Below are 22,544 nucleotides of genomic sequence, written 5' to 3'. Positions count from 1 at the left end.
GGTCAGCGTCGCCGCCGCTCACGGCACGGCCAGCGTCGATGCCGACGGCACCTGGCACTATACGGTCAGCGACAGCGGCGCCGTCGATGCGCTTGCCGTCGGCGAGCATCTGTCGGATTCGTTCACCGTCCAGGTCGATGACGGCCATGGCGGCCTTGCCACCCAAATTGTGTCGATCGACATCGTCGGCACCAATGACGCGCCGCTGATTGTCGCCGGCGGCAACACCGGCGCGGTGGTCGAGGCCGGCAATCTCGACGACGGCACGGTTGTGGCCGGCACGCCGTCAGTGAGCGGGACATTGTCGTCGACCGATGTCGACAATGGCGCGACGGCGACCTGGAGCGGTTCGGCGACAGGCACCTACGGCACGTTTGCGATCGGTGCCTCGGGCAGCTGGACGTTCACGCTGAACCAGGGCGCTGCAGATCACCTGGCCGAGGGTGCCAGCGACACCCAGAGCTTCACGGCCACGGTGACCGACAACAAGGGCGCGACGGCGACCGAAATGGTGACCGTCACCATCACCGGCACCAATGACGGCCCGGTGATCATCTCCGCCCCGCAGTCGGGCTCGGTGACCGAGGACACGCAGCTGACCGCCAGCGGCCAGGTGCAGGCCTCCGACGTCGACAGCGGCGCCACCCGGGCCTATTCGGGCAATGCCACCGGCGCCTATGGCTCCTTCGCGGTCGATGTTGCGACCGGCCAGTGGACCTATACCCTCGACAATGCCAATCACCAGAACCTCGCCCAGGGCGAGAGCCACACTGAGACCTTCACGGTTACGGTGACCGACGACAAGGGCGCCATCACCACCCAGGACGTTACCGTCACCATCAATGGCACCAATGACGGCGCCGTTCTGTCGGCCGATGTGAAGAACCTGACCGAAGGCAATACTGCTGCGGCGATCTCGACCTCGGGCACGCTGACCATCTCGGATGTCGACAGCCCGCAAACCTTCGTCGCCCAGGCCGGCAGCGTGGGAGCTTACGGCACATTCGCCATCAACGCGGCGGGTGCCTGGACCTACACGGCGAGCTCCGCTCATAACGAGTTTGTCGCCGGCACCACCTACACCGATACTTTCAATGTCGTCAGTGCCGATGGCACGCCGACCACGGTGACGGTCAACATCCTCGGCACCAATGACGCTGCCGTGCTCTCGGCCGATGTGAAGAACCTGACCGAAGGCAATACAGCGGCGGCGATCTCGACCTCCGGCACACTGACCATCTCGGACGTCGACAGTCCGCAGACCTTCGTCGCCCAGGCCGGGACCGTTGGAAGCTATGGCACCTTCGCCATCAACGCGGCGGGTGCTTGGACCTACACGGCGAGCTCCGCTCATAACGAGTTTGTCGCCGGCACCACCTACACCGATACTTTCAATGTCGTCAGTGCCGATGGCACGCCGACCACGGTGACGGTAAACATCCTCGGCACCAATGACGCGCCGGTCGCCCTGAACGACACCAGCCTCAGCGCGGGTGCGAGTGCGGCAACCGAAAAGGGCGGCACTGCAAACGGCTCGGGCGGCATCAACGGCTCCGGTAACGTGCTTACCAACGACACCGATGTCGACAGCGCCAGCCTGACGGTCACCGGAATCCGCACAGGTGGCGTCGAGGGTGCTGGCACGGCCGGTTCGGTCGGCCTCGGCCTCGTCGGCGCGCATGGCACGCTGACGCTGAACAGCGACGGCAGCTACACCTATGTCGTCAACGAGGGTGATACCGCGGTGCAGGCGCTCAATGCAGGCGGCTCCACGACCGACACCTTCAACTACACCGTCAGCGACGGGAGCCTGACTGACACCGCCGTGCTCACCGTCACCATCAACGGCGCCAACGATGCACCGGTGAACGGCGTACCGGGCACACAAACAACCACTACAAATACAGCAGAGGTGTTCAGCACGGCGAACGGCAACGCGATCAGCATCTCCGATGTGGACAATAGCAGCCACACGGTGACGCTGACCGCAACCAACGGGGCCATCACGCTCAACGGCACCTCTGGCCTGTCGTTCACAGTCGGCGACGGCACATCTGACGGCACGATGACCTTCAGCGGCACGGATGCTGCCATCAACACCGCGCTGAACGGTCTGAGCTTCGCGCCGACATCGGGCTTCAGCGGCTCAGCTTCCCTCCAGATCGCAACCAGTGACGCCGGAGCGTTAACCGACACGGACACGATTGCGATTACTGTGAACTCCGTGAACAGCCCAAATCCGTTCACGCTGACGACGGGCACGGATACCGTTCTCTACTCGTCGGGAACAAACACCGTAAATGGCACGACTGCGACTTTAAATCTCACCGACAAGCTGACCGGCGGACCGGGTAGCGACACGCTCAACATCACGGACGGCGGCCTGGGACCATTTACATTCGGTAACGGCGTAGGAAACACCCTTCTCACGAACTTTGAAACCTTCAATCTGACCGACACGAACAGCGGAAATCACACTGACAGCCTCACCTTCACTTCGACTTTCCAAAACAACGGGACGCTGACGATTGACGGATCGGGTATCACCGGAAACGGGGACCTCGTCGTAGACGCGAGCGCGGTCACGACCGGAGCCTTCAACATCATAGGCAGTTCTGGAAATGGCGGTGACGACACTCTGACGGGCGGATCCGGCAATGACACGATCGATGGCGGAGCAGGCACCGGAGCGGATACAATCACAGGCGGTGGAGGTGCCGACACCCTGACAGGCGGCGGCGGTGCCGACACTTTCATCATCAATTCCGGGCAATCGTTGGCCATTGTTGGCGGTAGTGGCAATGCAGGAACAGTCACAGGCTATGACGTGGTTACCGATTTTGTCGCTGCCACCGATTTCCTCGATCTGCAAGGCACACCGACAGCAGCAACGGCCACCAACATTGATGGAAACAACTCGACGCTGACGATTGGCAGCCAAACCATAAAGTCGCATACGATCTCGAATGGTATCATCACCTTTGACGACGCCAATTCCTTCAGCGCAGCGTTGAGCCTGAGTGCGACCGACACGTCGAGGGTAGCCGCTGCAGTCCAGTATTTGCAGAACAACGATATTGGAAATGCCGGCGCAACCGTGGCATTTACGGCGACGATAAACGGAACGGCCCACACCTATATTTATGAGCAGGTTGGCGCCACTCCGAATTCTGCAACCGACATCCTTGTCGATCTCTCCGGCATCACGATGGCCAACCTTGCCACCTTGATCGCCAACACCCACGTCAAACCCGCCGGCATTGCCGGAGAGCCGATCAATCTCGCGTTGACCGACCCTTCGGGGGACCCCGCCAATGCCATAGTCGTCGTCGTGTCAGGCGTCCCGGCGGGCTGGAGCATCAGTGGGGGCACCGACAACGGCGACGGCACGTGGACAGTTCAGAGCAACGACGTGCAGTCGTTGACGGTCACCACGCCGGCTGGTTTCGCTGGAGCGGCGGTGCTCGATGTCGCAATGAGCTGGATCAACGCAGACGGCACCATCGGAACCAAGTTTGTTGCCGACAATGTCGAAGCCTATGCGCCGAGTTCGCCGATCTTTGCCTGGTCTGGCGACGACGTATTGACGGGGTCCAGCGGTAACGATCTTTTCGTTTTCTCGCAGCCGATCGGCAACGACACCGTGCATAGCTTCGATTCGGCAGCCGACCAGATCGACCTCATCGGCTACAACGGACTGGCGAGTTTTGCCGACGTCCAGGCGCATATGGCCGACGACGCCAACGGCAATGCGGTGATCACGCTTGCCGACGGCCAGTCGATCACGCTCGACGGCATACATTCGAGCGCGCTTGCGGACGGCAATTTCGTCTTCGACCAGACCCCGGTGGTGAACAATCCGGGCACCATGATGATCGGCGACGGTGCGCTGCTGCCGCTGAGTGGCACGATCAACAACTCGGGCATCATCGCGCTCGACTCGACCGGCCGCGAAACCTTGCTGCAGATCATCCAGCATGGCGTGACGCTGCAGGGCGGCGGGCAGGTCCTGCTCTCCGACAGTGACGCCAATGTCATTTCCGGCACGGGGCCGGACGTGACGCTAGTCAACGTCGACAACACGATTTCGGGCGCCGGCCAACTGGGCGGTGGCATGCTTGGCCTCGACAACCAGGGCACCATCATTGCCTACGGCTCGAATGCACTCGTCATCGATACCGGCGGCAGCGCAGTCATCAACTCCGGGACGCTGGAAGCAACCGGCCCCGGCGGTCTGACGGTGACCGGCGGAGTGGCAAACTCCGGCATGCTGTGGGCCAATGGCGGCAATATCGTCATCCACGGTGCGGTCACCGGCGAGGGCGACGCCACGATCGGCAACCTGTCCAAGCTGGAGTTCGGCGGCGCGTCATCGACGGACGTCACCTTCGCCCATGATGCGGCCGGCACGCTGGAGCTGGACGATTCCTTCGACTACAGCGGGCGGATCGGCGGCATCACCAATGACGACAAGCTGGACCTTAACGACATCTCGTTCGGTGCCGGCACGACGGTCGCCTATCAGGCGAGCCAGGACGGCAGCGGCGGCACCCTGAGCGTCTCGGATGGCTCACACAGTGCCACGCTGCATCTGCTTGGCACCTATGATGCGAAGGGCTTCAGGCTTGCCGATGATGGCGAAGGCCATGCCGTCGTCACCTACAATCCGGTGGAGTTCACGCTGACGGGCATCGGCAGCGGGGCGAGTGAGTTCATGTGAAGCAATGGCGAGCCGCCGGCAGCGGCGGCTCACTGACGTGAATGGCCTGACGATTTCGGGTGGGGGTTTGGAAGTGAACGGCAAGTCTCGAATTGTGAAGGATGCGCTTGCGGCCTGCCGCCGCTATTTCCTGGTCGCGGCGCTGTTCAGCCTGGCGATCAACCTGCTTTACCTCGCCTCGCCGCTCTACATGCTGCAGATCTACGACCGGGTGGTCACCAGCGGCAGCGAGACCACGCTGGTGATGCTGACCATCGTGCTTCTTGCGGCCTTCCTGGCGCTGGCCGGTCTCGACCTCGTCCGCTCCTGGATCCTGACCCGCGCCAGCGCGCGGCTGGACCGGCTGTTGTCCGCCAAGATCCTGGCGGCGTCTGTCGAGACGCCGTCGCCGGGCTCTTCGCAAAGCCAGCCGATCCGTGATTTCGACACGTTCCGCCAGGTCATCACCGGCAGCGGCATTCATGCCCTGTTCGACCTGCCGTGGTCGCCGATCTATATCGGCATCATCTTCCTGCTGCATCCATGGCTAGGCTTCTTCGCGCTCGGCTCCTCGCTGCTCCTCATCGGCATGGCCGTGCTCAACGAATATCTGGTGCGCAAGCCGCTGAAGCAGGCCAACGACCTCGCCACCGCCAACTACAATTTCACCGAGATGAGTCTGAGGAACGCGGAAGTCGTTCGCGCCATGGGCATGATCGACGGGCTTGTCCGCCGCTGGGGCCGCGACCGCGGCCTGGCGCTGCAACGTCAGGCTCAGGCCAGCGACCGCGCCGCCCTGATGTCCGGGCTGATCCGCTTCCTGCGCCTCACCATGCAGTCGCTGATCCTCGGCCTCGGCGCGTGGCTAGTCATCGAGCGCCAGGTCAGCGGCGGCGCCATGTTTGCGGCGAGCCTGCTGCTGGGCAGGGGGCTGCAGCCGGTCGAACAGATCGTCGGTCTCTGGCGCAGCCTGATTTTGGCGCGGGCGGCGCTTGCGCGGGTCGAGAAGCTGGTCGATGGCAGCGCGTCGGCAGAACGCTCGTTCAACCTACCGAAGCCGATCGGCAAGATCGCCGTCGAGCAGGTGAGCTTCGCCGTTCCCAATTTGCAGAAGGCGCTGCTGCGCGATGTCTCCTTCCGGCTCGAGCCCGGTGAAGCGCTCGGCATCATCGGTCCCTCGGGCGCCGGCAAATCCACGCTTGCGCGCCATCTTGCCGGCATCATGCAACCTAGCCGCGGCACTGTCAGGCTGGACGGCGCCGACATGACGCAATGGGGCAGGGAGGCACTCGGCGACCATATCGGCTACCTGCCGCAGGACATCGAGCTGTTTTCCGATACAGTCGCCGCCAACATCGGCCGCTTCAAAACCAATGTCGACCGCGAGGTGATCGAGGCTGCGCGGCTCGCCGGCGTGCATGAGATGATCATACGCCTGCCTCAGGGCTACGAGACGCAGATCGGAGAGGGCGGCGCGGTTCTGTCTGGCGGCTATCGGCAGCGCATCGCGCTGGCCCGTGCGGTGTTCGGCACGCCGAACCTCATCGTGCTCGACGAGCCGAGCTCCAATCTCGACGCCGACGGCGACCGCGCGCTGAGCGATTGCGCGCTCGAGCTCAAGCGCCGCGGCAGCACGGTGATCATCGTCTCGCACCGGCCTTCCACCTTGGCCAATGTCGACAAGATCCTGCTGCTCAGGGATGGCGCCGTCGAGGCCTTCGGCATGCGCAACGAGATTGTGGCGCTGCTCAACCAGCGCGCAGCACCAATGGCGGTGGCAACCCAATGACCGACATCACTTATCGCGGCCCGTCTGGCGCTGATATCGGCGCCGATCCCGATTCGATCAGGGGGCCGGTCTTGATCGGCCTGGTGATCATCGTTGCCTTCTTCGGCGTCTTCGGCGGCTGGGCGGCGGTCGCGCCGCTCAACGGCGCCGTGCTTGCCGACGCCGTGGTCAAGGTCGAGGGCAACCGCAAGAGCGTCCAGCATTTCGATGGTGGCACGGTGAAGGAGATAAGGGTCAAGGACGGCGACATGGTGCGGTCGGGCGATGTCCTGGTTGTCCTCGACGACACCCGCGTGCGGTCCGAGTTCAACCTCTACTCGCAGCAATATGCGCTGCTGCGCGCGACCGACGCCCGCATCCGCGCCGAGCTCGACGGCACTGAGGCGGTCGCTTTTCCTAACGACATAACCGCCGAGCACCAGGCCTATCTCAAGGATGCGATGGCGAACCAGATCGCCGACCTCGAGAGCCAGCGCGCCTCGATGGCCGGCGCCACGCAGATCCTGCAGAAGCGGATCGCCGAGCTCGAGGAGCAGATCGAGGGCAAGCAGGCGCGCGTCGACTCCTACCGGGCGCAGCTCAAATCGACCGTCGACGAGAAGGCGAGCCTGACCAAGCTGCTCAAGGCGGGGCTTACCACGCGCCCACGCATCCTGGAGCTCGACCGCTCGGCCTCGGACCTGCAGGGCCTGATCGACGAGACTCTGGGCGAAATCGCCGGCGGCCGCCAGAGCAGGGCGGAGCTCGAAAGCCAGATTGCCCAGCTCACCAACGAGCGCCGCGCGAAACTATCTTCCATGCTGATCGAGACGCAGTCGAACCTCGCCGACCTCGTGCCGAAGATGTTCGCCACTCAGGCCGCCATCGATCGCGCCGAGGTGCGCGCGCCCTATGACGGCCAGGCGATGGACCTCACCGTCTTCTCGACCGGCGCGGTCGTTTCTCCCGGCCAGACCATCCTCGATATCGTGCCGACCAAAAATTCGCTGATTGTCCAGGCGCAGGTGCGCGTCGAGGACATCTCCAACCTGCGCGCCGATATGACGGCGGAAGTGCGCTTCACCTCCTACAAACAGCGCTCGATGCCGATCATCCACGGTCACGTCGCCCGCATCTCGGCCGACCGTGTCACCGACGCCAAGAGCGGATTCCCCTATTATGTCGCCGACATCGTGGTGGACCCGGAAGAACTCGCCGCGGCGCCGCAGATCCAGCTCTATCCCGGCATGCCGGCGTCCGTCATGATTGTGACCGAGGAGCGTACCGCGCTGGACTACATTCTCGGGCCGCTGACCACTTCGTTGCACACCGCCTTCCGGCAGAGGTAGCCTTAGTGCACACGGTTCGCAGGCGCGGGCGAACGATATGCGGCGAATCGCGAACAAGTTTGCCTTTGCGGGGATTATCGAGCCGCCCAATTGCGTCGCGTTAAGTTGTGGCCGGCTTCGGCATCCTGACGGTACTTTTTGAGAGGAGTGGGAGCATACGTTCCGGTGCAGTGGGAAGGTTGAAAGGCCGATTGATCTCGATAGTTCACGAAACCTCGAAAATTTTTTCGCCCAAAAGTTCCCTTTAAAATCAATAGCATAAGTTTTTGACGGGCCCCGGGTCGGCTTTCGGTGCGGCAAGCAAGAAAAAACCCAGCTAGATCAATGGCCTGGCTGGGCTTAAAACAATCGAGTGGGAGTAGGGGATACAAACGACGGCGATAGCGTAGCTTCGGCGGCGATTTTCAATTGCCGCGCCGCTCCGTTTCTTACTTCCGCTTGGCTGGACATTTCCTTCTCTTTGAACTCGCAGGTTCGATCTGCGCCCAGATCATGACGAATTCCGTCGTGCCGATGGCGAAGGCCGCGACGGCAAGCGCGATCAATGCAGGCGACATCGGTGTTGCTCTTTATGCGTCGACCAGATCGACCAAGTGCGCGGCGAGGCCGCTTTGGCCCGGTGCAACGTGTTCGGCCATGGCGTGGCGATCGGGGAAGTCGCCGCCGTTTTGCGAACGGAAGGGAATCGGCTTGTCGGTGAATAGCCCGGCAAGACGCACACGCCATGCTGCCTTGATCGCCTCCACTTCCTCCGCCGTGGAAACGTGACCCGCGCCATAGACCGCGTGCGTCGGGAGCACGTCCATGCCGGGGTAGAACAGCGCGCCATGGGTCAGCGGGAACAACAGTTGCTCTATCGGCCCGTTGATACCCCGCGGGCCATAATCGGCCACTGGGCCGCCTGCCTGCACGTTGACCAGCGCTCGCTTGCCCTTGAGGATGCCGTCGCCAAAGCGAAACTCGTTGGAGCCATTCTGATAGCCGTAGGCAAAACCGAAGGCATAGACCCGCTCTATCCAGCCCTTCAGGATCGCGGGCACGCCATACCACCACAGCGGGAATTGCAGGACCACAGCATCGGCCTCGAGCAGCTTCTGCTGCTCGGCGATCACATCGGGCGTCTGATGCCCGCTTGCGTAAGCATGGCCTGACTCCATGATGAACGACAGCCGTTCAGGGTTGTTGCGCATCGGAAAGTCATCGGCGTCGTACACCGCCTTCCACTTCATTCCGTAGAGGTCCGAATGGACCACGGTGTGCCCCGCCGCCGACAACGTCTCAGCGGTCACATCGACCAGCTGCCGTGTCAGCGAAGTGGGCTCAGGGTGCGCGTAAACGATGAGAATATTTCTTCTCACGAGATGGTCTCCATAGTTGTTGAGAGCTGTGTCCGCTTGATTGATGTTCCCGATCGGTATCAATTGCGCGCCAGGGCTTGCGCGTTGGTGACACAGACGTTTTCGAGGAATTTGCGTGCCCGCGCGGGCGCGCTCGGCTCGATGATGCCGACATCGATTTCGATACTTACGCTGTTGATGGCGCGTTGAGGCTCCTCGATCACCAGCAGAATGCTTGTTTTGTTGCAGCAGTTCGCGCCAAAGCGCGCGCTAAGCTAGTCGGGTATGGGATGATGACTAAGATCACTCGATGCCTCCGGCTCGGGATTGGAAGCCCGGCTAGCCTCAACATGAGCATCTGATTGAGATTTGTGAAATCGATTATCTTAACCCGTGATATCCAAATAGCGGATACCTAGCTGTTGATCGCCACGTTGGCAGCACTTGCACGGTGGCGTTCGATTGGCCCGTCGGCGCGACACGGCTCCGCACGCTGCAGTTTGGCGGCTATCTACCAATCGTGAGAACAGCAGCGATCGCTTTCGCGCCAGCGGTCCGACGCCAACACAGACAGCTTCCCATTAGGCGGCCAAGCCGTTGACGGGCAGCGCCACGATCATCATATATAGAATTGATTAAACGGCGGCCAGGAATAGACGCAGTGAATGACAGTCGCATCGACCTCAATCTCTTGGCGACGCTCGAAGTGCTGCTTGCCGAACAAAACGTAACGAAAGCGGCAGATCAACTGCACCTCAGTCAGCCGGCTGTAAGCGCGCAACTGGCACGACTTCGGGATTTGTTTGACGACCCGCTTCTGCTCCCGACTCGTCGAGGCATGATCCCGACCGCCAAGGCAATCGAACTTGCACCGCAACTGAGAGACGCGCTGGATCACGTGCGCAACGCGCTACATTCTCATCAGGACTTTGATCCCGGCAAGGCAGAGCTGACCGTATCGATCGGCTGTTCTGACTATATCCAGGCAGCAGTGGTGATGCCGTTCGTCTTGGCTCTCCGGCAGACGGCGCCGGGAGTACGGGTGGCCGTACGGCATCTGGTGCCCGAGCTGGTGGAGCAGCAATTGGGGAATAAAGAAGTCGATCTTGTTATCGCTACTCCCGAGCGGTCGGCCCCGCACCTGCGGACGTGTCACTTATTCGACGAAAGTTATGTCCTCATAGGAAGGCACGGTCATCCTCGGCTGAAATCGGGTATGACAATAGACGAATATGTCGAATTGGAACACGTCGTGGTGTCACCGCGGGGCGGCGACTTCGAAACGCCAGTGGACAGTGCTTTGGCTACACTTGGTTACCGACGCAACGTCGTCGTGTCAGCGGCCTCCTTTTTGCTCCTGCCGGAGATCGTCTTAGATAGTGATTTGGTTGCACTCGTGCCAAGGCGCCTATTTCTTAGGCAATCAGAAAAACTCATGATGGTTGATCTGCCCTGGCTAGGTGAGCAATTCAATGTCAGCCTGATTTGGCACGAGAGATGTCATAGGCATGCGGGCCACCGCTGGGTCCGAAACCTGATCGGAAGTCTGGTTGGGGACCATGATAAAGGCGGGTCTGGGGCAGCCCTGCCGACGCGGTCGGCTTGAGATGCCGTTATTCATGTCGCACTTCGACTTCGCCTACCGTCGGAAATCCATTGGCGACCATGCCTTGGTATCTGTTCCATTGATGTCACTCTCTAAATATGGCGATTGGCGCAAGCCTGCTTGATCTGCCAGTGATAGCGCCATCGACACGAAGGCTTGATACAGCGAACGGCGGTGGAACTGACGCCCGTAGGCGAGAGTCAGGCCGAGGGATGTGGCAGCGATACGAAAGGACCAGCTCGATACCGCGGTTATGGCCAACGCTGGTGATCGGTCAGCCGTTCACGCAGCCAGCGTTTTGTCGGATGGTTGGTGGTCCGGTCGTGGACACCCTCTTCCTCGAACCGCATCCCAGCTTAAGTGGCGAAAATCATGATTTCACCCTACACAATAAACATCCCTGACGAACGGCTCGCCACGATCAGAGCCAAGGTCGAGGCTTATGACTGGAGCCAGCTGCCGGATGCGGGAGGCTGGTCGGCGGGGGTCGGGGTTGATGACCTCAAGCGACTCGCCGGTTATTGGCGGGACAGCTACGACTGGCGTGCGGTCGAACGCCGCCTCAACGCGCTGCCCAACTTCACGGCCGACGTGGAAGGCGAGCACCTCCACTTCGTTCATGTGAAAGGCGACGGCTCCAAGCCGCCCGTCCTGCTTCTCCACGGCTGGCCGGGCTCGTATCTCGAGTTCGAGCGGCTGTTGGAGCCGCTCGCAGCGGACGGGCACGATGTTGTCGTCCCCTCGCTTCCTGGCTTCGCGTTCTCCAACCCGATCACGCGCCCGATCGGCCCGCGGCGGGCTGCTGCGCTCGTGCATGGGCTGATGATCCAACTCTTCGGCGACGCGCGGTATTTCGTTCAAGGGGGCGATTGGGGCCACGGCATCGCGGCCTGGGCAGCGCATGATCGACCGGACGCTCTGCTCGGCATCCATATTAACATGATGACCGTGCGTGCGGAGGATGCCGCTCCGACGACCGACGAGGAGAAGTCCTTCGCCGCCAAGCGGGCCGCGATTGCCGATTGGGAGAGGGCCTACTTTCACGAGCAGGAAACCCGTCCGCAGACGCTTGGCGTCGCGATGGCCGACAGCCCGGTCGGAGCGGCGGGCTGGATACTCGAAAAGTTCGGCAAGTGGGCCGATCTTCCGACAACCGCCGATGGCGCCCCGGACATATGGAGCAAGTTTTCCGAGGAGGAACTCCTCACCAACATCATGCTCTACATCGCGCCGGCATCGTTCGTGACTGCAACCTGGATCTACTACGGCAGCCGGATTGAGGGGTCGCTGATGCTTCCGGCCGGCACCCGCATCCAGGTGCCGACCGGCGTTGCGGCCTTTCCTGATCCGGTGTTCTTGCCGCCGCCGCGCTCGTTCGCGGAGAAAACCTACAACATCGTGCATTGGACCGACATGCCGCAGGGCGGGCATTTCGCCGCGCTGGAAGAGCCGGAACTGATGCTGGCCGACCTGCGAGCCTTTATCGCGACGGTTTCGGGAGCGCGCTTTGGCTGCTTTCGGGACCATGGATTGACTACCTGAACGTCTTCAATTGGGCGATAGCCGACAGTCCGCTTTATGAGTCTACGTCCTAAGAGATCGCCGCGCCGGATCTTTGGTGTGTCGCCGAGACATGGTCCTGCCATCACGGACGCTCCAACGGGGGTCGCGTCCCGGGGCAAGCGTTTATCCGCCCCCCACGCTTCAATGCCAACGGACTAAGACACGCGTTTGTGGGAGAGGCAGCCAGACAGCCCGGGCAGGCCACTGCCATTGTCCTGCAGGCGGATGGATAGCGCTTTCTCCGACTTCGCCACGTCGAGCCGGAACTTCGTTGCTCCTCCATGCCGGACTCCGTTGGCAACAGCCTCGGCCATGAACAATGACAGGCCCTCTACTGTTTCTCGTCTGGCGACGAGGCTCCCAGGCGATACGGCAAGTGACGTCCGGCAATTCCACTGCGCCTCCATTTTCCTCAGCACATCAGCCACTGCGGCTTCCACGGGCGTGTCGGCGGCACGTCCGCGATCATTGCCCCGCACTTCTGAAACCAACTGACGAAGCAGGTTCTGCTGTTGCGCTACCGACCCTCTGATCTCGGCGATCTGCCGCCTCTCGGGCGCGGCAACACCTCGCTCGAGAGCCTTCAGTTGCAGCCCGATCGCCGCAAGAGACTGCAGAAGGCTGTCGTGCATATCCCTAGCAAGCCTGCTTCTCCCTTCCCGCATCGCTGCCTTCACAAGCTGCTGCCTGAGGTGATGATGCTCTATTTCCGCTCCGATCCGAAGCGCCGCGATGGCGGCCAGCGGCATCAGATCGTCCCCAAGGTCATGATCCCCGACGAGGGAGAGCCAGCCGCTGTGGGCGCGCGCCGGCCCAATATGACGAAGCGCCTTGACTACGGTCCCGGCAAGTTGCCAGGAGCAATCAAATGCTTATCCGCTCGCGTGGTCGTTGCCACCGTGCGCGGCGATGAACATGGCGACGGCCGACCGGCAATAGGATTCGATTTCGTTGTCGTCCTCTGCTCTCGCCTCATCGAAGCGTGCGATAATCAGGAGATCGCATCCTTTGAAAAGCGCGGCAAACAAGCGGGCGGACCGGAGAGGATCGGGCACCTTCAGAACCGCCTTCGCGTGCAACTGACGCAGCAAGGCCTCGATTTGAGCGATGATGTGGGCGGGGCCGGCTTCGTAATGGAGCTTGCTCAACGCCTGTTGATTCGTGCTGTCGGTCATGACCATGGCTTCGACACTGCGGACGCCCGGGCGCAACAGCGTGCGAAGCAGGGATGATCCCACCGCCATGAGCTGATCTTCGGCCGAACCGTCGACGTCTTCAAAAAGCGCCTGCGGTATTAACTGATGGCAGCGAGCTGCAAAGGCCGCGCTGAACAGGGCTTCCTTGTTCTCGAAGTGCCTGTAGATGCTGAGCTTGGATATCTTCGCCCGCTGGGCGACCATATCCAATGTCGTCGCTTGAAAACCCAATTCCGCAAAGAGTTCGCCCGCGGTGTCGACGATCGTTTGTCCAAGCGCCTCGTTGGCGGGCCGGCCGCGCCGGGCCTGGGTGTTTTTCTCGGTTACCACAATTTCAGTCCTTGACAGTATCATAATTCCTGCATTACGATACCATGTAGTATCTGAAATGCAAGTCGTTGTGCCCTGGCCCAGCGCTTCATCTACAACACGGAGCCCATTTCCATGGATCACGTCATCATCATCGGCGGGAGCTTTGCTGGCCTCGCCGCGGCCCTGCAACTCGGCCGTGCCCGCCGCAAAGTCATCGTTCTCGATACCGGCCTTCAGCGCAACCGCTTCGCTGGCCGCTCGCACGGTGTGCTCGGCCACGATGACAAGCCACCGTCCGACATCCTGGCCGCGGCTCGGCAGCAACTCGCGCGCTACCCTGCTATCAGGATGGTCAATGCCCGCGCCGACAGCATATCCGGTACCATCGACAATTTCTCCGTCCTCACTGGCGATGGTGAAACCCTTAGCGCGCGCCGCCTGATCCTGAGCTATGGCGTTGTTGACCAAATGCCTGATGTTCCGGGTTTTGACGAGAACTGGGGCACATCCGTCATCCCATGCCCCTATTGCGACGGCTTCGAAGTTGCTGACCAGCATTGGGGCCTCGTCTGGTCTGGCCCGCAGTCGATGAATCAGGTCAGGCTGTTTCACGATTGGACCGACAGGTTGACTGTCTTCGGCAATGGTCACGACATCACCCCCGACATACGGGCCGATCTGGCGGGCCGCCAGGTACCTCTCGTTGATGGCCGGATCACCGAAATCGCACGTCACGGGAGCCATGGTGCCACCATCAAGCTCGATACCGGCCCCGATGTCGCGGTCGACATCCTGTTCGCACATCCGCGCAACAAACCGTCCGCAAGCCTTCATGAATCCCTGGGCCTCGCCACGGTCAATACGCCAACCGGCATCGCCCTCAAGACCGACGAGCGCCGCGAAACCAGCATGCCAGGCATCTACGCCGCCGGTGACCTTGCCAACCCCGGCATCCCCTCGGTCACCACGGCAACATGGCAAGGCGCGATGGCGGGTATCTTCGCCCAGCAGTCGATGTTGGCCTGAGGGCAGGCCGCATCGATCACGCAGTTCAATTCACAATAGACCGGAGCGCCACCATGACCGCCGCAAAACCATTCATACCTCTCGACGAGAACTTTCCGTTTCACCGCCAACTCGGCATCGCGGCCGCGCCTCTCGTGCTCATCAACCTCTTCACGGTCGTCGATCCCGCCGACGAAGCGGGTTTCCTGGACGCTTTCAGGCGGCTGCCGAGGTCATAACGAAGCAACCGGGCTTCATTTCCATGCAACTGCATCGAGCGATCGGCGATAGCCCGACTTACCTGAATTATGTGGTGTGGGAATCCACCGAGGCGGTCCGCGCCGCCTTCACGGATCCCGCGTTCCTCGCGAAACTTCCAGCATATCCGTCATCGGTCGAAGCCAGACCGCACCTGTTCCAAAAGGTCGCCGTCCCCGGCTTTTGCACAGCCTGACTCCGGAAATAACGCAAGGCGCGACGGCGGGAATCTTCGCCAGCAGTCGATGCTGGTTTGAGAGCATAGATTGGAGATGAGCATGGCCGTCGAACCGGACAGCGCGGGTGTGCGCTTCCCTCCGCCCTTCGTCTATCCGGGAGCGCTGCTGTTGGGGCTGGCGGCGGAGCGGTTCGTCACCCTGCGCTCCTTCGGCATCGACTGGCGGTTGCTGGTCGCGACGGGCGCGCTCCTGTTCGTTGCCGGCGCGGCGATGATGCTTGCGGCAGCGGGGCTGTTCCGGCGGCTGGGCACCAACGGCGCGCCGCTCGCCCATCTTGTCCCCGATTGATCGCTCGCGGCAGCGATATTTAAGAACGACAGCAGGGATTCTTGCGTCAGGTCAACCCGAGCCGGACGAGATGGCGAACGACCGGCGAAAACACCTGCTGGCCGATATAGGACCCGGTGGTCGCATTTTCGAAGAGCGCCTCGGCGGCCGCATCCTCGACGATGGGAATACCTGCTTGGCGCGCTTGAGCCATTATCTCATCGGCAGCGCGGCCCTGACCCTTGGCGACAACCGTCGGCACCGGCGTTTCGCCTTTGACGTAACGCAAAGCCACCGCGCGGTCACCGGATACGAAGACGATGACCGCATTCCTGACGCCCAGCTTCGCAGGTTGCATCACCGCTTCACGCCGCTGTCGCTGCTGTTCATGGCGGATCAATGGATCTCCTTCGAGATCCTTGTGTTCGCGCTTGTATTCGGTTGTCGTCATGCGCATGTCGCGAAGGAACAGCCAACGCTGAATGGGAACATCGATCAAGCCGATAACGACAAAGGCCAGGGCCGCGGCAGCTCCAAGGGGTGTCAGCACCGCCTTGATAATCGGCTCCAGGCATGACGGACCGCAGCCTGGCGCATCGAAGAGCGGCTGCAGCCACGCGGCCAGGATGAATACGAACAGGCTTGCCAGCAACACCACCTTGATCAGGCCCTTGGTGAACTCGATGACATTGCGCAGCGACAGGATTTTCTGAAGTCCCTTCGCCGGGTTTATGTGATCGAACTGCGGCTTGAGCTGTTCAAACGAGAAGACTGGCCCGAACGTCCCCAGCATGCCGAAGGCCACGGTGAAAACGACAACGATGCCGACCAGCGGCAATGTGGCAAGCATCAGCAACGAGAACGAATGGCGGATGGCCCGCAAGCTGACCTCCCCGAACGAGTCGCCAGGCAAGGTCACGGTCTGCACGAGTTCCGAAAAGCGCCTGAAGAGCATCGGCCAGGAAAAATAGAGATACGCGAGCGCTGCGAGGAATGTGAAGCCGGACACCAGGTCGCGGCTCTGCGAAACCTGGCCTTTGCGGCGGGCGTCGCGAAGCTTCTTGTCGGACGCCGGTAATCTCTTTTCCTCAGCTTCTTCGGCCATGTTGCAATCTTACCGCACTGTAAGGTGGGGCGGGCTTGAATACGGAGAGGTGGATATGCGGCAGCATGTCGTATTCTTGCCAGTCGTTATCCATGCTCGGCGATACGATCTGGTGGTCCGCGATGGTGGTGTCCGCAATCAGGACGGATTCGACCGGATCATTGAACCGCAACAAACACCCTTGCCCGACCGGCAGGTCGAGCTTCCCCAACTGTCACCATCCGTCCGGTTGGCATCATGAGGCTGCCTCTTGCCCGGCTTTCGCCTGGGCCGATGGCAGCGATTGGGAGACGTTGCGAGTGCCAGCCCTGCCGGAGCGCCCGGCGATCGTGGCCAACGGCTGGACATTGAATTCCTGCGTCAGTTCCTGGAAGGACAGAACCGGAAGCTCGATGGCATTGTGCATGAGCAGGCTGCGCATATGACGCCGTACATCCATCGCGGCGAGGACCACCGGCGATACATCTGTCGAGTTCTGCGACAGGGCTCGCTCGATCTCGGTCACCAGGGCCTGCGCGTCATCGTCGGAAAGATTCAGGAATGTGCCGGTCGAAGTGCTTTGCACCGCGTTTCGCAGGATATCCTCGGCCGACCGCTGCAGGACATAGGCTGCGATGATGTTGTTGCGCCCGGCGGAGCGGAAGCTGATCTGGCGTTTCAGGGATGTGCGGACATATTCCGTCAGCAGGACGACGTCCTGTTCGCGTTGGCCCCATTCGATCAATGCTTCGAGGATCAGCCGCAGATTGCGGATCGGCACGTTTTCGCCGACAAGCCGGCGGAGCACTTCAGCGATCTTCTGCAGCGGCACGATCTCCTGTGCCTGTCTGACGAGATCCGCATAATCCGGCTCCATGTCCGACAGGAGCCGGCGTGTCTCCTGGATTCCGACGAAATGGCCGGCATAAAGCCGCAGTGCATTTTCGGTCCATTTGGCCGCTGTTTCCGCGGCAGCGCAGAAGGCGAAGCCGGCTTCTTTCAGTGCCGGGACGTGGCTGTCATCGACCCACACGAATTTGCGCTGGCCTGCAATCGAAGCACCTTTCTCGTAAGTTACCTCGAGCAGATCGAGATGCGTTGCGTCCGCTTCGACAAGAACACGGTCGGCGGGAATTTCCGCATCCAGGATGGGCGCACCCTCCAGATCGACGCGGAGGCTTCGTGGTGAAAGCATCTCATCGACCTGTATGCCGATCGCCGGAACGTCGACACCGAGATCGCCGAAGAGTTCGCGCCGAACGCCGTCGGCGAGCGTGGTAAATTCGGGTTCCGGAATCGACTGTCCGAGTTCGGCTCCGAAGCGTACGACGACGCGGTAGGAAGAAGGCAGCGTCCCGGTCGCAATGGCCGAAAGCGACGCGGAATTCCCCGGTTGTTCGTGCACGGCGATCTGGCCGGTGGCTTGAGGCTCGGATTCCTGGGCGGTACGGCGATTGATTGCATAGGCGCCCGCGCCGAATGAGGCGCCAAGGATCAGGAACACGATGAAAGGGAAGCCTGGCACCAGGGCAAGGCCGACCATGATCACCGCGGCGAGTGCGAGCGCGCGGGAGTCCCGCAGGAGCTGGCCGGTTATTTGCCGGCCAAGATCGCCGGTGCCGTCCGCACTGCCGACGCGCGTCACCATCGTGCCGGCGGCCACGGCGACGAGCAGTGCCGGTATCTGCGCGACCAGCCCATCGCCCACGGTGAGCAGCGAGTAGGTCGCGGCCGCGTCCCCCAGCGACATGCCGTGCTGCAGCGTTCCGACCGCGAAACCACCGACAAGGTTGACCAGGATGATCACGATTCCGGCGATGACGTCGCCCTTGACGAACTTCATGGCGCCGTCCATCGCGCCGAACAACTGGCTCTCGCGCTCCAGCTGCTGGCGCAGGCGGCGTGCCTCCGCCTGATCGATGTCGCCGTTTCGCAACTCGGCATCGATGCTCATCTGCTTGCCCGGCAACGCATCGAGCGTGAAGCGCGCGGCCACCTCGGCGACGCGTTCGGCGCCCCGCGCCACCACTATGAACTGTGCGACGGTGATGATCAGGAAGATGACGAGGCCCACCGCAATGCTGCCGCCGACGACGAAGGTGCCGAAGGCGGTAATGATGTCGCCAGCGTCGGCCTGGAGCAGGATCAGTCGCGTGGTGGTGATCGTGATCGCCAGCCGGAACAAGGTGGCGATGAGGATGACCGACGGCAGCGATGAGAACTGGAGCGGATGAGAAACATAAAACGAGGCCAGCAGTATAAGCACGCTGATGGCGATATTCGCGGTGATGAGAATATCGACGAGAAACGTCGGCAATGGAATGAGCATCATCACCACTGCGACGAGCATCAGGACGGCAATGACCAGGTCGCTGCGGCGTGAAAGCCTGGCGAGGAATTGGAGAAGTCGCTCCGACATGGTCATTCAAACACCTCGTTGCGACAGGAAGCTCAGCAAGGCACTGCGCGCCTCGGTCTTGCGCCCGGCCACGAGCAAGGCGCGGCTCTTCAGCAATGCAAGCGCCGGGTGGTCCATTCCTTCCACGGTCTCCAGCCTGGCAATCGTGGCAAGCGCCTTTTCGGCCTCGCCATCAAGAATGAGCAGGTGCGCCAATGTCCTGAGGACACCGGCATTTCCCGGCGCGAGCTGTGCCGCGATAAGCAGGTACGCCGCGCCCCGTTTTGCCTGCCCGTGACATCCGTAGAGATAGCCCAGGACATGCAGCAGGTGCACGGTGTCATGCGGGTCGGTCAGATTTCGATTCCTTCCTGCATTCGACCAAGCAGATCGCGATGACGCTCGATCTCATCCTCCATCAGCGTTCTGGCGAGCGTCTTGAGCTGCTCGCCGCCCTCAAGGTCGGGGACCAGGTGCGTTACAAAATGCTGGAGAATGGGTACGGAGCGACGCAGGATGGCTGGCTCGGGAATGCTGGGCATGACGAAGTTGATGAGTATCTCGTCAAGCGATTGCTCGGCCGGGCCTCGAGAGGACTGGAATTCCGCGGTTTCCGGCTTTTCCGCACCAGCCGCCGACTTCGTGCCCTGAGCACGGTTGGCGGCTTTGTCGACGCCATTCATCCGCCGCCGGTTGATTGCCTGGCCGCGCACACCTTCCGCCTGCCGTACCTCGCGGCCGGCACTATCCACCCTTGCCGTGTCGAACCGCGGCCCTTCAAGCCGGCGGTTCACGGATATTTCAGCGCGACCGTGGCGCCGCCCTTGGTCAGGAGGAGTTCCGTCTCGCCGATGTGCTTTATGGTCCAGCCGTCATTCGTGAATGCACCTTCGTGGTAGCGTGCGCCGTCGGCTGCGATGACATATGGACGCTCGCCATACCAGATTGCCTGCAGCGTCAGGCGCGGAGCCTGCTCCGCGTTGCCGATCATGACGTTGGAGACGAGGGTAATATGGGCGCCGAACGCCTCATCGAACCAGGATTGTGTTTCCGTCCAGACGCCGCTCTTTTCATTAGGGATCATTCCCGAGACCACGAGGCGTCCGGGTGATTGCTGAACCGTCAATGTGCTCATGCCGGATTGCTCGAGACGCAGCTTGAGCTGGCTTTCCGCGTCGGCGGCGCCCTGTATCCGTGCCGGTGACGAATCGTCCAGCACTTCTTGCCCCGCCTCGCCGGCAAAGGCCATTCTGATCGGTTTGACGTCCTGAGAAGATACCTGCTCGCCAATGTCGGGCTTGGCGAAAGAGAACCCGTTCGCGGCAACGGAAACAGCGAATACCGCGATGAGAACGCTGCCCGCGACCAGGAGAGGGCGATTGGTAACGGACCACCTGTTCGGTGGGCGTTCCGGGCTGACCAGCCGGATACGGGCGTCACCGACACTTATGGTCAGCGGCAGCCTGCAGCGGCTGCCATGTCCCTCACGGATGGTCTCGCCGGTGGCGAGTATGACATCACCGCCGACGGCTTCGATTTCAAACTGGCTGCCCCTGCGCCGCAGCCTCGCGTGGATCGGTGCGATGCCGCCATCCCTGAGGACGATGTCCGACTCCGTGCTGGAGCCGATCGTATATAGCGGCTCGACCAGGCTGAGTTCGGCGCCGGCGTGAAATCCCTGGGTTACGCTGAGCGCAATGGAATGTCCGGTCGCCGGGGAGGGGGCAATAATTGACAGGAGGCGCGCTGGCGCCGCATCCAGATATCTGCCGATAGGACTATCGGTCATGCCACTTCATCTCCCGCCGATGACGATCTCAAATACAGCGACGACGGCGTTCAAAGATTCTGCCGCGCAAGTACGCCGCCGGTTGCTGCGGCGGCGTATGGGTGCGAGAATCCTTGCCTCAGGCCTTCTCAGCCGACTGACCGAGGGTCTTCGCGGTGCTCATCAGCATGTCATGTTGGGATTTCGCGATCTCTTTCGTGATCTCCAGGCCAAACATGCGCTCCTGGTGCTTGATCATCTTGTCCAGGTTCTGTTCCGGCGACCCTGCAGAGCCGGACGTAATGGGAGGGGTAGGTGCCATCATTGTCTCCTTGAGGGACTATTCAAGTTGCAAACTGCGGACTCACAACGCTGCGATCCGGCACGTTGCGAAAGAAGCTTAAGACAGCATGATCGAAAATGAAAGTCCATTTGGAATATTTGAGCCATAAAGGTTCCAAGTGTTGCGTCGCGGGCGCTCAAGGAGTAACCTCCGCACCGGGTGAATGGGGTATGTCAGAATGGAAAAAGGTCCTTTGGCTGAGTTGTTGGTCGAACGGTTCGAGAATATGCCGCCGCAGCTACGGGTGGCGGCGCGTTTCGTGCTGGATCATCCCAAGGATGTCGCGCTGATGTCGATGCGCGAGCAGGCGCACCAGGCCGGCGTTTCGCACAGCACGATGATGCGGCTGGCGCGATGGCTTGGCCTTGAAGGCTACGAGGATATGCGCAGCCTTTATGCGCGCGCGTTGCGTGAGACGGTCGCTGGTGAGCCGGCGCGCCAGGATATCAGGCAGCGTGGCGCCCCTGGATACTCTACCGTCGGCGTCGTTGCCGACACGCTCGCGGCCCAGATTTCAAGTCTTGGCGAATACGGCAATGCCATGCAGTTCATCGCCGCCGCCGACCTGCTTGCAAGATCACGCGATCTTTTCGGTCTCGGTTCACGCTCCGCCTCTCCGGTCGCGAGCCACTTCGTTCACGTCATGTCGTTTCTGGCTGGCGGTGACCGCAAGGTAACGCTTGTCGGCGAGATGGCCGGACAGGGCCTGGACGCTCTCCAGCACGCGGGACGTGGCGATGTGCTGCTGGCTGTGGGCATGTCGCCTTATGAACGCACGACCATCGACGTGGCGCGCCAGGCGGCTCGGCAGGGTGTTGGCGTGGTGGCAATCACCGACAGCAGCGTGTCTCCGCTGACGCGGATCGCGCGGGAGACAATCATCGTCACGTCGAATTCGCAGTCGTTCTTCCGAAGCATGGCGCCGGCGTTCGCCGCCGTCGAACTTCTGGCGGCACTGACGGCAGTGCGGTCCGAAACGGATGTCGCAGAACGAGTAAAACAGTCGGAAGAGCAGCTTGCCGCTTTCGGCATTTATTGGAAGCCCCCTCGATAACATCCGAAAGGGTGCGATCGGGTGGGCGTGCCGGCGGCCAAGCTGCCGGCAACAGTGATTTCCGGAGGTCGTCCAGATGGTTCGCCCGATAACGCTCAACAAGCCGCCCGTCCAGCCGCAAAAGGTCAATGCCACGGCAAACGCCGAGCAGATAGCGCGGCTGGAGGCGCAGGCGGCGAAGCTCCGGGAGCAGATCAGGCTCGCCAACAGGATGGGCGAGCGTGACTGGGCGGCGCAGGCCCGCCAGGAACTGGCGCAGGTCAACACGCAACTGAGTTCCCTTCAGCCGCCGCCGGTC

General features: G+C 61.7%; 18 protein-coding genes and 2 pseudogenes. 9 read left to right on the top strand and 11 right to left on the bottom strand.

What is annotated here, in order from left to right:
• The 3 genes from ACWGTI_RS27180 to ACWGTI_RS27170 form a co-directional block, all read left to right on the top strand.
• Positions 1–4,720, top strand: a 4,720-nt coding sequence (locus ACWGTI_RS27180; protein WP_454589972.1) for a beta strand repeat-containing protein, incomplete at its 5' end; no start/stop codon positions are given.
• A 73-nt stretch (positions 4,721–4,793) separates the two neighbouring features.
• Positions 4,794–6,488 carry a type I secretion system permease/ATPase gene (locus tag ACWGTI_RS27175; protein ID WP_454589971.1) on the top strand — a complete coding sequence of 565 codons (1,695 nt, stop codon included), beginning with the start codon at positions 4,794–4,796 and terminating at the stop codon, positions 6,486–6,488.
• Positions 6,485–7,816 carry an HlyD family type I secretion periplasmic adaptor subunit gene (locus tag ACWGTI_RS27170; protein WP_454589970.1) on the top strand — a complete coding sequence of 444 codons (1,332 nt, stop codon included), beginning with the start codon at positions 6,485–6,487 and terminating at the stop codon, positions 7,814–7,816. Before ACWGTI_RS27175 ends, ACWGTI_RS27170 begins: the two co-directional genes overlap by 4 nt.
• Before the next feature lie 569 nt (positions 7,817–8,385).
• Here the strand turns inward: ACWGTI_RS27170 and ACWGTI_RS27165 are convergent.
• Both ACWGTI_RS27165 and ACWGTI_RS27160 read right to left on the bottom strand, forming a co-directional pair.
• On the bottom strand, positions 8,386–9,174 hold the full coding sequence (locus ACWGTI_RS27165; protein ID WP_454589969.1) for an NAD(P)H-dependent oxidoreductase: 789 nt from the start codon (positions 9,172–9,174) through the stop codon (positions 8,386–8,388).
• A 59-nt stretch (positions 9,175–9,233) separates the two neighbouring features.
• Entirely contained in the window at positions 9,234–9,377 is a 144-nt protein-coding gene (locus ACWGTI_RS27160) for a hypothetical protein (RefSeq protein WP_320308366.1), read from the bottom strand.
• A gap of 437 nt (positions 9,378–9,814) precedes the next feature.
• Between ACWGTI_RS27160 and ACWGTI_RS27155 the strand changes: the two genes are divergently transcribed.
• Both ACWGTI_RS27155 and ACWGTI_RS27150 read left to right on the top strand, forming a co-directional pair.
• Positions 9,815–10,759 carry a LysR family transcriptional regulator gene (locus ACWGTI_RS27155; protein WP_454589968.1) on the top strand — a complete coding sequence of 315 codons (945 nt, stop codon included), beginning with the start codon at positions 9,815–9,817 and terminating at the stop codon, positions 10,757–10,759.
• 372 nt (positions 10,760–11,131) lie between these two features.
• Positions 11,132–12,301 carry an epoxide hydrolase family protein gene (locus tag ACWGTI_RS27150; protein ID WP_454589967.1) on the top strand — a complete coding sequence of 390 codons (1,170 nt, stop codon included), beginning with the start codon at positions 11,132–11,134 and terminating at the stop codon, positions 12,299–12,301.
• 176 nt (positions 12,302–12,477) lie between these two features.
• Here the strand turns inward: ACWGTI_RS27150 and ACWGTI_RS27145 are convergent, their stop codons facing one another.
• Both ACWGTI_RS27145 and ACWGTI_RS27140 read right to left on the bottom strand, forming a co-directional pair.
• Positions 12,478–13,071: a sensor histidine kinase gene (locus ACWGTI_RS27145; protein ID WP_454589966.1), complete on the bottom strand. Its 594-nt coding sequence runs from the start codon at positions 13,069–13,071 to the stop codon at positions 12,478–12,480.
• 123 nt (positions 13,072–13,194) lie between these two features.
• On the bottom strand, positions 13,195–13,872 hold the full coding sequence (locus ACWGTI_RS27140) for a TetR/AcrR family transcriptional regulator C-terminal domain-containing protein (RefSeq protein ID WP_454589965.1): 678 nt from the start codon (positions 13,870–13,872) through the stop codon (positions 13,195–13,197).
• Between the two features lie 90 nt (positions 13,873–13,962).
• Between ACWGTI_RS27140 and ACWGTI_RS27135 the strand changes: the two genes are divergently transcribed.
• The 3 genes and pseudogenes from ACWGTI_RS27135 to ACWGTI_RS27125 all read left to right on the top strand — a co-directional run.
• Positions 13,963–14,856 (top strand): NAD(P)/FAD-dependent oxidoreductase, encoded by an 894-nt coding sequence (locus tag ACWGTI_RS27135; protein ID WP_454589964.1) that lies wholly within the window; start codon positions 13,963–13,965, stop codon positions 14,854–14,856.
• A gap of 53 nt (positions 14,857–14,909) precedes the next feature.
• Positions 14,910–15,289 (top strand): annotated as a pseudogene (locus tag ACWGTI_RS27130) (antibiotic biosynthesis monooxygenase family protein).
• Positions 15,290–15,371: 82 nt separating this feature from the next.
• Positions 15,372–15,596, top strand: a pseudogene (locus ACWGTI_RS27125) (isoprenylcysteine carboxylmethyltransferase family protein); the annotation flags it as partial.
• A gap of 70 nt (positions 15,597–15,666) precedes the next feature.
• On the opposite strand, the gene ACWGTI_RS27120 reads toward ACWGTI_RS27125, so the two are convergent.
• The 7 genes from ACWGTI_RS27120 to ACWGTI_RS27090 form a co-directional block, all read right to left on the bottom strand.
• Entirely contained in the window at positions 15,667–16,704 is a 1,038-nt protein-coding gene (locus ACWGTI_RS27120; protein ID WP_454589963.1) for an EscU/YscU/HrcU family type III secretion system export apparatus switch protein, read from the bottom strand.
• Entirely contained in the window at positions 16,688–16,915 is a 228-nt protein-coding gene (locus tag ACWGTI_RS27115) for a pilus assembly protein N-terminal domain-containing protein (protein WP_454589962.1), read from the bottom strand. Before ACWGTI_RS27115 ends, ACWGTI_RS27120 begins: the two co-directional genes overlap by 17 nt.
• Before the next feature lie 24 nt (positions 16,916–16,939).
• Positions 16,940–19,108, bottom strand: a complete 2,169-nt coding sequence (gene sctV / locus ACWGTI_RS27110) for a type III secretion system export apparatus subunit SctV (protein ID WP_454589961.1) — start codon at positions 19,106–19,108, stop codon at positions 16,940–16,942.
• Positions 19,109–19,417, bottom strand: coding sequence for a hypothetical protein (locus ACWGTI_RS27105; protein ID WP_454589960.1), 309 nt, complete (start codon positions 19,415–19,417; stop codon positions 19,109–19,111).
• A 17-nt stretch (positions 19,418–19,434) separates the two neighbouring features.
• Positions 19,435–19,875: a hypothetical protein gene (locus ACWGTI_RS27100; RefSeq protein WP_454589959.1), complete on the bottom strand. Its 441-nt coding sequence runs from the start codon at positions 19,873–19,875 to the stop codon at positions 19,435–19,437.
• A complete protein-coding gene (locus ACWGTI_RS27095) occupies positions 19,872–20,870 on the bottom strand; it encodes a SctD/MshK family protein (protein ID WP_454589958.1) in 999 nt (332 codons plus the stop codon). The genes ACWGTI_RS27100 and ACWGTI_RS27095 overlap by 4 nt, the downstream gene beginning before the upstream one ends.
• A 118-nt stretch (positions 20,871–20,988) precedes the next feature.
• Positions 20,989–21,174 carry a hypothetical protein gene (locus tag ACWGTI_RS27090; protein WP_454589957.1) on the bottom strand — a complete coding sequence of 62 codons (186 nt, stop codon included), beginning with the start codon at positions 21,172–21,174 and terminating at the stop codon, positions 20,989–20,991.
• Positions 21,175–21,385: 211 nt separating this feature from the next.
• On the opposite strand from ACWGTI_RS27090, the gene ACWGTI_RS27085 reads away from it, so the two are divergent.
• Positions 21,386–22,246: a MurR/RpiR family transcriptional regulator gene (locus ACWGTI_RS27085; RefSeq protein ID WP_454589956.1), complete on the top strand. Its 861-nt coding sequence runs from the start codon at positions 21,386–21,388 to the stop codon at positions 22,244–22,246.
• Positions 22,247–22,544 lie beyond the last annotated feature (298 nt).

It is taken from the genome of Mesorhizobium sp. ArgA1 (genome assembly GCF_053714375.1).
The sequence above is the reverse complement of the archived record's forward strand: the minus strand, read 5'-3'. Positions and strand labels throughout refer to the sequence as shown.

Excerpts from the sequence above, each read along its gene's own strand:
- ACWGTI_RS27095 (WP_454589958.1), bottom strand. The coding sequence starts at position 20,870 with ATGACCGATAGTCCTATCGGCAGATATCTGGATGCGGCGCCAGCGCGC.
- ACWGTI_RS27150 (WP_454589967.1), top strand. The coding sequence starts at position 11,132 with ATGATTTCACCCTACACAATAAACATCCCTGACGAACGGCTCGCCACG.
- ACWGTI_RS27170 (WP_454589970.1), top strand. The coding sequence starts at position 6,485 with ATGACCGACATCACTTATCGCGGCCCGTCTGGCGCTGATATCGGCGCC.
- ACWGTI_RS27090 (WP_454589957.1), bottom strand. The coding sequence starts at position 21,174 with ATGATGGCACCTACCCCTCCCATTACGTCCGGCTCTGCAGGGTCGCCG.
- ACWGTI_RS27145 (WP_454589966.1), bottom strand. The coding sequence starts at position 13,071 with ATGCCGCTGGCCGCCATCGCGGCGCTTCGGATCGGAGCGGAAATAGAG.
- sctV (WP_454589961.1), bottom strand. The coding sequence starts at position 19,108 with ATGACCATGTCGGAGCGACTTCTCCAATTCCTCGCCAGGCTTTCACGC.
- ACWGTI_RS27120 (WP_454589963.1), bottom strand. The coding sequence starts at position 16,704 with ATGGCCGAAGAAGCTGAGGAAAAGAGATTACCGGCGTCCGACAAGAAG.
- ACWGTI_RS27140 (WP_454589965.1), bottom strand. The coding sequence starts at position 13,872 with ATGATACTGTCAAGGACTGAAATTGTGGTAACCGAGAAAAACACCCAG.
- ACWGTI_RS27135 (WP_454589964.1), top strand. The coding sequence starts at position 13,963 with ATGGATCACGTCATCATCATCGGCGGGAGCTTTGCTGGCCTCGCCGCG.